Origin of the sequence: Caballeronia sp. (assembly GCF_028292365.1) — a bacterium.
GTDB lineage: Bacteria > Pseudomonadota > Gammaproteobacteria > Burkholderiales > Burkholderiaceae > Caballeronia.
Genome location: NZ_JAQGMM010000484.1, coordinates 1 through 9050, shown reverse-complemented (window position 1 = coordinate 9050; position 9050 = coordinate 1). Strand labels below are relative to the sequence as shown.

The 9050-nt window shown below is 62.3% G+C and carries 7 protein-coding genes and 1 pseudogene; 5 read left to right on the top strand and 3 right to left on the bottom strand.

The genetic code is table 11. From position 1 onward, the window contains the following. Positions 1 to 188: pseudogene (locus JWR14_RS28075) on the top strand (5-(carboxyamino)imidazole ribonucleotide synthase); the annotation flags it as partial. Positions 189 to 193: 5 nt separating this feature from the next. Next, positions 194 to 1216 (top strand): L-threonylcarbamoyladenylate synthase, encoded by a 1023-nt coding sequence (locus JWR14_RS28070; RefSeq protein ID WP_299715396.1) that lies wholly within the window; start codon positions 194 to 196, stop codon positions 1214 to 1216. A 229-nt stretch (positions 1217 to 1445) separates the two neighbouring features. On the opposite strand, the gene JWR14_RS28065 is transcribed toward JWR14_RS28070, so the two are convergent. The 3 genes from JWR14_RS28065 to JWR14_RS28055 form a co-directional block, all read right to left on the bottom strand. Further along, positions 1446 to 2636 carry an SGNH/GDSL hydrolase family protein gene (locus JWR14_RS28065; protein ID WP_299715393.1) on the bottom strand — a complete coding sequence of 397 codons (1191 nt, stop codon included), beginning with the start codon at positions 2634 to 2636 and terminating at the stop codon, positions 1446 to 1448. A gap of 255 nt (positions 2637 to 2891) precedes the next feature. After that, positions 2892 to 4427, bottom strand: coding sequence for a D-alanyl-D-alanine carboxypeptidase/D-alanyl-D-alanine-endopeptidase (gene dacB, locus JWR14_RS28060; RefSeq protein WP_299715390.1), 1536 nt, complete (start codon positions 4425 to 4427; stop codon positions 2892 to 2894). Positions 4428 to 4664: 237 nt separating this feature from the next. Continuing rightward, positions 4665 to 5633, bottom strand: coding sequence for a LysR family transcriptional regulator (locus JWR14_RS28055; RefSeq protein ID WP_299715387.1), 969 nt, complete (start codon positions 5631 to 5633; stop codon positions 4665 to 4667). A 124-nt stretch (positions 5634 to 5757) separates the two neighbouring features. Between JWR14_RS28055 and JWR14_RS28050 the strand changes: the two genes are divergently transcribed. The 3 genes from JWR14_RS28050 to JWR14_RS28040 all read left to right on the top strand — a co-directional run. Continuing rightward, positions 5758 to 7068, top strand: coding sequence for an MFS transporter (locus tag JWR14_RS28050; RefSeq protein ID WP_299715385.1), 1311 nt, complete (start codon positions 5758 to 5760; stop codon positions 7066 to 7068). 19 nt (positions 7069 to 7087) lie between these two features. Next, entirely contained in the window at positions 7088 to 8332 is a 1245-nt protein-coding gene (locus JWR14_RS28045; RefSeq protein WP_299715382.1) for a Zn-dependent hydrolase, read from the top strand. 24 nt (positions 8333 to 8356) lie between these two features. Beyond that, the coding region (locus JWR14_RS28040; protein WP_299715379.1) for a histone deacetylase family protein at positions 8357 to 9050 on the top strand (694 nt) is incomplete at its 3' end.

Sequence of the window (9050 nt, the reverse complement as noted above, 5' to 3'; positions counted from 1 at the left end):
CGAAAGCGCGCACCCCGCCGTGGCATGACGTGATCGCGTTGCCGACCGCGCGCCTGCATCTGTACGGCAAGGAAGAGGCGCGGGCCGGCCGCAAGATGGGTCACGTGAATTTCACCGGCGCCACGCTGGAAGAAGTGCGCACGGCGGCGCGTGATTGCGCTCGCATGCTGCACATTGCGCTGGATTGACCCTGATGACTTTCGAAGCTCCCACCGTCGCGCAGATCACGGATGCGGCCGCGTTACTCGACGCCGGGCAACTCGTCGCGTTTCCGACTGAAACCGTCTACGGACTAGGTGGCGATGCCGAGAATCCCGAGGCCATCGCTCGGATTTATGCAGCGAAAGGGCGGCCGTCGAATCATCCAGTGATCGTGCATCTCGCGCCCGGCAGCGACCCGGCGTACTGGGTAGAAGCGCTTTCAGCCGATGCGCAAACACTGATCGATGCCTTCTGGCCCGGCCCGCTCACGCTGATCCTGAAGCGTGCAGCGCACGTGCCGGCGGCGGTCAGCGGCGGGCAGGATTCAGTGGCTATCCGCTGTCCGTCGCATCCGGTCGCGCAAGCGCTGCTCACCGCCTTCAGCACGTTGCGCGATGGTCATGGCGGCGTGGCGGGGCCATCGGCGAACCGGTTCGGACATGTCAGCCCGACCACGGCGCAGCATGTCCGCGATGAATTCGGCACCAGCGTGCATGTGCTCGATGGCGGGGCGGCGAAGGTGGGTATCGAATCGACGATCCTTGATTTATCGCGGGGTTTTCCTGCGTTGCTCCGGCCGGGTCATGTGAGTCCGCTTGAGATCGCGGACGTGCTCGGCGTGATGCCGCGTTTGCCGGATGGTACGGACGCCAGCGCGCCGCGCGCCTCCGGCACGCTGAAGGCCCATTACGCGCCGCGCACGCCGCTCAGCTTGTTGCCGTTCGCGGCGCTGGAGCCGTTGCTGGCGGCGCATCCGTTGAGTGGCGGCAAGAAGCTGGCGCTGGTTGCGCGGGCATCGAGCGCTGGCCGCTGGGCGGACGCACCGAACGTGCATTTTGTTGCCGCGCCGGACGATCCGCAGAGCTATGCACGCGAACTGTATGGTCTGCTGCGCGCGCTCGATTGCGCTGATGTCGAGAGGATTTTGATTGAGACGCTGCCGGGATCGGCGGAATGGAGCGCGGTGAACGACCGGCTGGGGCGTGCGGCGGCGGCGTTTAAAGAGCAGGAGTAGGGCGCAAGGCTGGCTAGCGCTGCGTCAGGCACGATCAGCTAAAAAGCCTTTCGAAGCATGGGTCAAGGCGACCTAAATAGTTTAGATACATTTAAGTATCTAAACTCGCTCGCCGACGTGCGGCGCAAAAAGCCCACAGTCTAACGGCAACGAGAACCGCTCCAAAATGCAAAACGCCCGGTCTTCTTCAGACCGGGCGTTTCAACTTCATCAGCTCATTCAGTCGCGTTTATTTCCCCAGCCCGCTAGCAGCAATCTGCTGCTCCACGAACGTTGAGAACAATGCGTGCAGATGCGTCGTCGGGTGGACCGTATCCGCGTACATGTACGACTGGTCCGCGCCGGCCACCGTGTAGGTTTGCGGTGAGCAGAACAGCGACGTAGCGAATGCCGACGGGTCCGGCTCGCCCAGCTTGGTCGCGGCGGCGGTCATCGCGGCGAGATTACAGGCCGTGCCCGTATTCGATACCGTGAAGCCGTTCGCCTGGAAGTTCGCCTGGATGCCGTCGACCCAGGTGTAGGCATCGACGTAAATCACCTTCGACAACAGGCCCGACTGTTGCAGCGCGCCCTTCAGCGTGCCGTTGAACAACTGCGTCACTTGCGAGAAGGTCACGCCTTTGTCGGCGCTCGCCAACCCCTCAGGTGCTCCGCCGATGTCAGGAACCGCCGATACCACCACGTGCGTCGCACCACTTTGCACCACCCGGCCAACCAGCGTCGCCAGGTCGATTGCCGCCTGGCTGATGGCGGTCGTCAGGGCGGTCTGCGCAGCAGCGCCCGCTGCCTGCGCCTGGGTCAGCGTGATAGCGCCCGCGGCGAGCTGGGCCTGGACGCCTGCGGATGTCGCTTGCGCCACGGCCAGGTTGTAGAAGATGTCGTTGGCGCCGCCGTTCACCAGCACGAGCTGGTTGGCGTTGAACGAGCCATGCGAGCCGATGTACTGCGTGACCTGGTCGTTGATCGGGATCGTGGTGGCCTGCGAGAAGTCGGCGTTCGCCGTGCCTGGGGTGGCGTGACCAATCCCAGGCTGCAGCGTCACGCGTGAGCCGCCTTGCGCATAACCCAAACCGCTGGCCGGCGAAAGCGGAATGCCGAAGCCGCCGGTGTTCGCCGCCGTCAGCGTGTCGCCGTAATATTGCGCCACGTTCTGGGTCCAGATCTGGCCGGGATTTGTCGTGAAGCGCCCGCCGCCGAAGTTTGCCGCTGCGACCGGCGCATACGTGCCGACGTCGGAGAGACTGTCGCCAAACGACACCACTTGCAGTTTCAGACCGCCCGCGGGCGTGTTGTTATTGTTGTTGTCGCTGCCGCCGCCGCACGCGGCCAGCAGGGCAAACGCGGCGCATGCAGTGGCCGTCTGCACGGCGAGCAGCCAGCGCGTTTGACGCGCGGCGGGTTTCGTCAGGGCGGGTTTCATTGACTTCATCTCCTCGTTCCTCGTTTATCTGGTCATGTGGTCTGCACGCCGCGTCGAGGTTGCTTTCGGCTGGCTTTCCGCTTGGGCGTTGGCTTCGAACCTTCAAACGACACGCACTGCGGACAATGCGTGTCGTCGGCCAATCGTGGCGATAGCTTACCGAATCTTTAAGAGGATTTGAGACTCTTTCCTACGAGGGTTTGCCTGTGCTTGCAGAGCGCGTGTCCTCGGGTTCTAAGTCGCTGCGCAACGGCTTCACTCAGCCGCTCCCGTACGGCGCGCGCCTTCATACACCCACTCGAGCAGCGCGTCATGCGCCGCCCGTGCCGCTTCGGCACGCGGATCGTTGATGAAGCTCACCACCACGTAGCTTTCACCGTTCTCTGCGCCCACGTAGCCGGCGATCGCCCGCACGTCGCGCAGCGTACCCGTCTTGATGTGGGCGTTACCGCCTGCGCCCGCATTCGTGAGCCGGTTGCGCATGGTGCCGTCCACGCCCGCAATGGGCAGCGACTCTACAAAGACCTGCGCCACCGGGCTCGAATTCGCCGCCGTGAGCAGGTCGGCGAGCGATTGCGCCGTGATGTGTTCTTCGCGCGACAGGCCCGAGCCGTTATCGAGGTAAAGGCCGGTCATGGGCAGCGCGCTGCGATGGAGGAACGCCTCGATTGCCGCCGCCGATTTCTGGGTGGTCGCCGGCGGTTTGCCCATCGCGGCGCCGATGGTCAGGAACAGGTTGCGCGCCATCACGTTGTTGCTGAACTTGTTGATGTCGCGAACGATGTCCGACAGCACCGGGCTGCGATGCGTGCCGACCAGCCGCGCGCTGGCCGGCGTCGGGCCTTCACGCGTGGTGCCATTAAACGTGCCGCCCGCTTGTTTCCACAGCGCGAGGAAGCCGCCGGCAAAGAAGGTGGAGTGATCGAGCGCGGCGACGTTGATGGTGCGCGGACCGCAGCGCAGCGGATAGTCGCCGATAAACGACGCCTGCACAAAACCGCCCGTGGTTTGCGCCACGCTCGGCGACGCCGCCGGCAGCGAGCCCGCGCAAGCGCCACGCGTGACCTTGAGTTCGTTGTCGATTTGCAATTGCGCGAGTTGCGGCAAGACATCGATAGAAACTTGTCCGTCCGAGTTCGGCGTCAGCGTGAACGACAGCGATTTGAACGCATACAGCAGCGGGTCCGGGCCTACGTTATAAGGCGCGCTCTCGTCGGCGTCGAAGGCGGGGAGGTTGCGCGTGGAGGTGTCGAAGTAGCGTTTGTCCAGCACCAGCGCGCCGTCGATACCCGTGATGCCGTTGCGGCGGATCTGGTCCACCAGGTCGATAAGTTCTTCCGGCACGAGTTTCGGATCGCCCGTGCCCTGGATATACAGGTTGCCGTGAAGGACGCCGTTTGTATCGACTTCACCGTCGGCGTAGGCCGTGGTTTTCCAGCGGTAATCCGGGCCCAATAACGACAAGCCCGAGTACGTGGTGACCAGCTTCATGGTGGACGCGGGCATCATCGGCTCGTTGGCGTTGATCGCGACGAGAGGCACACCGCCGCCGCCAATCCGCTCGACTACTACGCTCATCGATGAAAGCGGCACGTGGGCGCGTGCAAGCGCCGCCATGACAGTGGCTGGCAGCGGGCCGGCCGGCACAGCTACGCGCTGGACGGCCTTCGACTTCTTCGCTGCCGCGCGTTTCGGCGTGGGTTTCTGTGCTTCCGTCCTTGAACCGCCGCCGTTACCGCCGCGGGCCTCGACGGGCGTGTTCATCGCGAAGGTGAAAGTCGCTGCGGCCATGACCAGGGTCGCGGCTGTGCGCCAACCTGCGCGCCGACGTTTGGCGAGTGGATTTTTCCTGTTCAGAACGGCTGCTGTATACATGTAGTCGGATCGTGATGGGGTGATGTCGTGCGATTTTGCGGATTGCAGGGCGAAGGTGCCCCAAGCGGTGCGGGTATTGTATGGGGGTTCTGCTTACGGTTTGACGTTTGCGGGCTTTCAACGGGCAGCGGTTCGAACTCCGGCGTTTGAGGCTCAGCGAGGCGCAAGTCGTTCGGGTAACGAATAACGCTGCATCGTGCGCTCCATGCCATCGAGAAACGCCTGCTCCGCCGCGTTCATCTTGCGTCCGCGATGCCACAGCAGATCGACGTCGACATCGGCGAGACCTTCTTCCGGAGGCAAACGCCACAGGCGCTGTTGCGTGAGGTCGTCGCGGACAATGTGCTCGGGCAGGCAGCCAATGCCATACCCCGCGAAGATCAGCCGCCGTACTTCGTCCAGACTCGGCGATGCCGCCACGATCCGGCCCGTGAACCCGCGCTGGTCGCGAAAGACGGTCAGTGGCGACAAGCTGTCGCCAATTTGATCGCTCGTGAATGACACGAAGTTCTCCGCGAGCAGGTCGTCCATGGTCAGCCCGTGCCGTCCAAACAAGCGATGATGCCGGCCACAAAAAATGGCATATCGTTGGCGCAGGAAACAACGCTGCTCGAGTTTATCGATAGGCGTGCGGCACAGGCTGAGTCCCGCGGTCGCCGTTTTTTGCAGCAGCGACGAAATGATGTCCGACGAACGCATCACCTCGATATGCAAGTCGATACGCGGGTACGTACGGTGGAATTCGGCGAGAAACTCGTCGTAGACGCCTGAGTCGATGCGGCTCACAGTGAGCAGCCGGATCGAACCGGTGATGTCTTCGCTGCGGTCATCGAGTTCGGTTTCGAGCCGCGACATGTGGCCGTAGATATCGCTTGCGATCCGGTACACCTCTTCGCCCGCGTGCGTGGGCTCGAAGTGCGGGCCGCGGCGCTGGATCAGGTTGCGCCCAAGCGTGTCTTCCAAGCGCTTGAGCGCCTGGCTCACTGCCGGTTGCGTGAGGTGCAGGCGCGCGGCGGCGCGGCTCACGCTGCGCTCCTGCATGATGACCAGGAAGGTCCGCAGCAGGTTCCAGTCAAGCCGGTCGTTCAGGAACCGCGCTATGTCCACACGCCGCTGAGTCATGAGAGATATCCAAGGTATTAGCCAAACTTATACGGCAAATAATAAATCGAAATTGGACTAATGTTTTATGGCTGGCGATAAAACGCTCTGACCATGCATTAAAACAAGCGCATCAGGAGCCAACGTGACCCCAGCATCCAGTTCGACTCGCCAGCCCGTACGCGCGGCGACCGCTGCTTTCATCGGCACGATGATCGAGTGGTACGACTTCTACATTTACGCCACCGCCGCCGCGCTTGTCTTCGGCGAGCTGTATTTCCCGTCGCACGATCCGTTCATCAGCACGATGGCGTCGTTCGCCACGTTCGCCGTCGGGTTCTTCGCGCGGCCGCTGGGCGGATTGATCTTCGGACATCTCGGCGACAAGATCGGCCGCAAGAAAGCGCTGATGACCACATTGATGATGATGGGTGTGGCAACCGTATGCGTCGGTTTGCTGCCGGCTTATTCGAAGGTCGGCCTGCTCGCGCCGGTGTTGCTCGTGTTGCTGCGCGTGGTGCAGGGCATTGCGGTCGGCGGCGAATGGGGCGGGGCGGTGTTGATGGCGGCCGAACATGCGCCGCAGGGACGGCGGACGTTCTTCGCATCGTTCGCGCAACTGGGCAGTCCGGCGGGGTTGATCCTGTCGCTGGTCGCGTTCCGCGCGGTGACGTCGATGCCGCATGAGGAGTTCATCGCGTGGGGCTGGCGCCTGCCGTTCCTGGTGAGCGCGGTGTTGCTCGTGGTTGGCCTTTTGATTCGCATGGGCGTGAATGAGTCGCCGGAATTCGAGCGCGAGAAGTTGTCCAAGCGCACGGTTGAGTTGCCGATTGCCGAAGTATTCCGCTCGTCGGGCGCGCTGGTCGCGTTTTGCATCGGTGCGAATACGATTGGGATTGCCGGCGTGTATTTCACGAATACCTTCATGATTTCGTACACGACGCAGTATGTCGGCGTGACGAAATCGCTGATCCTCGATTGCCTGTTTGCGGTGGCGATCATCCAGTTCTTCACGCAGCCGCTGGCCGCATTGCTCGCCGAGAAGATCGGCGGTGCGCGCTTCCTGAAGCTCACGGCCCTGTGCGCGATGATCTCGCCGTATCCCATGTTTATCCTCGTGCAGAGCGGCAACATGGTGTCGATGATTATCGGCATCGCGATAGCGGTTGTCTGCATGGCGAGCTTCTATTCGGTCATCGCGGGTTTTGTCAGCGGCGTGTTTCCGGTGCGTGTGCGGTACTCGGCGATCTCGATTTCGTATCAGGTCTGCGGCGCGATTGCAGGCGGTTTGACGCCGCTCGTGGGAACGTGGCTCGCGCATAAATTTACGGGGCAATGGTGGCCGCTGGCGGTGTTTTACACGTGTCTCGCCGGGATCTCACTGCTATCGATTGTCGCGCTTGACGCGCTGAAACATCGTCGCGCCGATGCCCCGGAAGCACTGGCTACTCGCTGAATTTAGAGGATACCAAAGCATGTTGAAAATCGATGGCCCGCGTTTGTGGGCGAGTTTGATGACCATGGCGAAAATCGGCGCGACGCCTAAGGGCGGGGTACGCCGCCTTGCCTTGACGGAGGAAGACCGGCGCGGGCGCGAGTTGTTTGCAACGTGGTGCCGCGAAGCAGGAATGACGGTGCATACCGACGAAGTCGGCAACTTGTTTGCGCGTCGTGAAGGCTCGGATGCGAAGGCGAAACCCGTGCTGATAGGCAGTCATCTGGATACGCAGCCGGAAGGCGGTCGCTTCGATGGCGTCTATGGCGTTCTGGCCGCGCTCGAGGTGGTGCGCACGTTGAACGATCACGGCGTGGTGACGGAGAAGCCCATCGAGATCGTTTCGTGGACGAACGAAGAGGGCGCGCGTTTCACGCCGGCCATGCTTGGGTCGGCGGTGTTTGTCGGCGCAACGCCGCTGGACGTCGCGCTGCAAACGAAGGACGCGGAAGGCGTGACGTTGCGGCAAGCCTTGAACCAGATCGATTGCGCGGGAACACGCGGACTCGGCGTGCAACACGTCGATTCGTATTTCGAGGCGCATATCGAACAGGGCCCGATTTTGGAGAGCCACGGCAATCCTATCGGCGTTGTCACCGGCGGCCAGGCGATTCGATGGCTTGATGTCGAAGTCACAGGCGTCGCCGCGCACGCCGGCACGACGCCGATGCCGTATCGGAAGGACGCGTTGTTTGCGAGCGCGGCGATGGCACTCGAACTTGAAGCTATCGCGCAACGTTTCGCGCCGCTGGGACTCGTCACGATTGGTCAGGTGGACGTACCGAATTCATCGCGTAACACCATTGCGGGGCGCGTCGCCTTTACTGTCGACCTGCGTCATCCCGACGATACGAAAATCGACGCGATGGAACACGAAGTACGCGCGGCCTTCGGCAAGATCGCCGCGGACAGAAGACTGAAAGCTGACATCTCAACCTACTGGAAAAGTCCGGCGACGCCGTTTGATTCCGGTTGCGTCAATCTCGTGGAAGAAGCCACGAAATGCCTCGGCTACGCCTACGAGCGCATTGTGAGCGGCGCGGGTCATGACGCCATCCACCTCGCGCGGCACGTGCCCACGGCCATGGTTTTCATCCCTTGCGTGGATGGCCTGTCGCACAACGAAGCCGAGGACGCGCTCCCCGAAGACGTGACGTGCGGCGCGAATGTTTTGATCAATGCAGTACTGGCGCGCGCGATGATTGGCGAGACCATCAGCGCGTAATTAGAAGGACCCAAGGACCTGACAATGCTGACTTACTTCCATCCATCGCAACTCAAACATCATCCACGGACGTACCTTTCACGCGGTCAGATGCGCACGCCTCAGGAGATTCCTGAGCGCGCATTGCGGCTGGTCGATGCGTCGAAGACAATGGGTTTCGATGTCCGCGAACCCGCCGACTTCGGCGCTGCGCCGCTCGCCGCTGTGCATGGTATGAACTACTTGCGCTTCCTTGAGGAAGCGCATCGCGAGTGGAAGAAGATGCCCGCTGAATGGGGCGACGAAGTGATGTCGAATGTGTATGTCCGCGAAAACAATCCGTTGCGTGGCGTGCTTGGACAAGCAGCGCGTTATCTCGCCGATGGCAGTTGCCCGGTCGGCGCCGATACTTACGAATCTGCCTACTGGTCGGCACAAAGCGCGCTTGGCGGAGCGAATGCGATCCTTGATGGCGCGCGCGAGGCGTACGCGTTGTGCCGGCCGCCGGGGCACCATGCGCGCGCTGAAGCGGCGGGCGGTTTCTGCTACCTGAACAACGCGGCGATCGCGGCGCAGGCGCTGCGTGCGAAGTTTGGCCGCGTCGCCATCCTCGACACCGACATGCACCACGGCCAGGGCATACAGGAAATTTTCTACGACCGCAGCGACGTGCTGTATGTCTCCATTCATGGCGACCCGACGAACTTCTATCCGGCCGTAGCGGGCTTCGACGACGAAC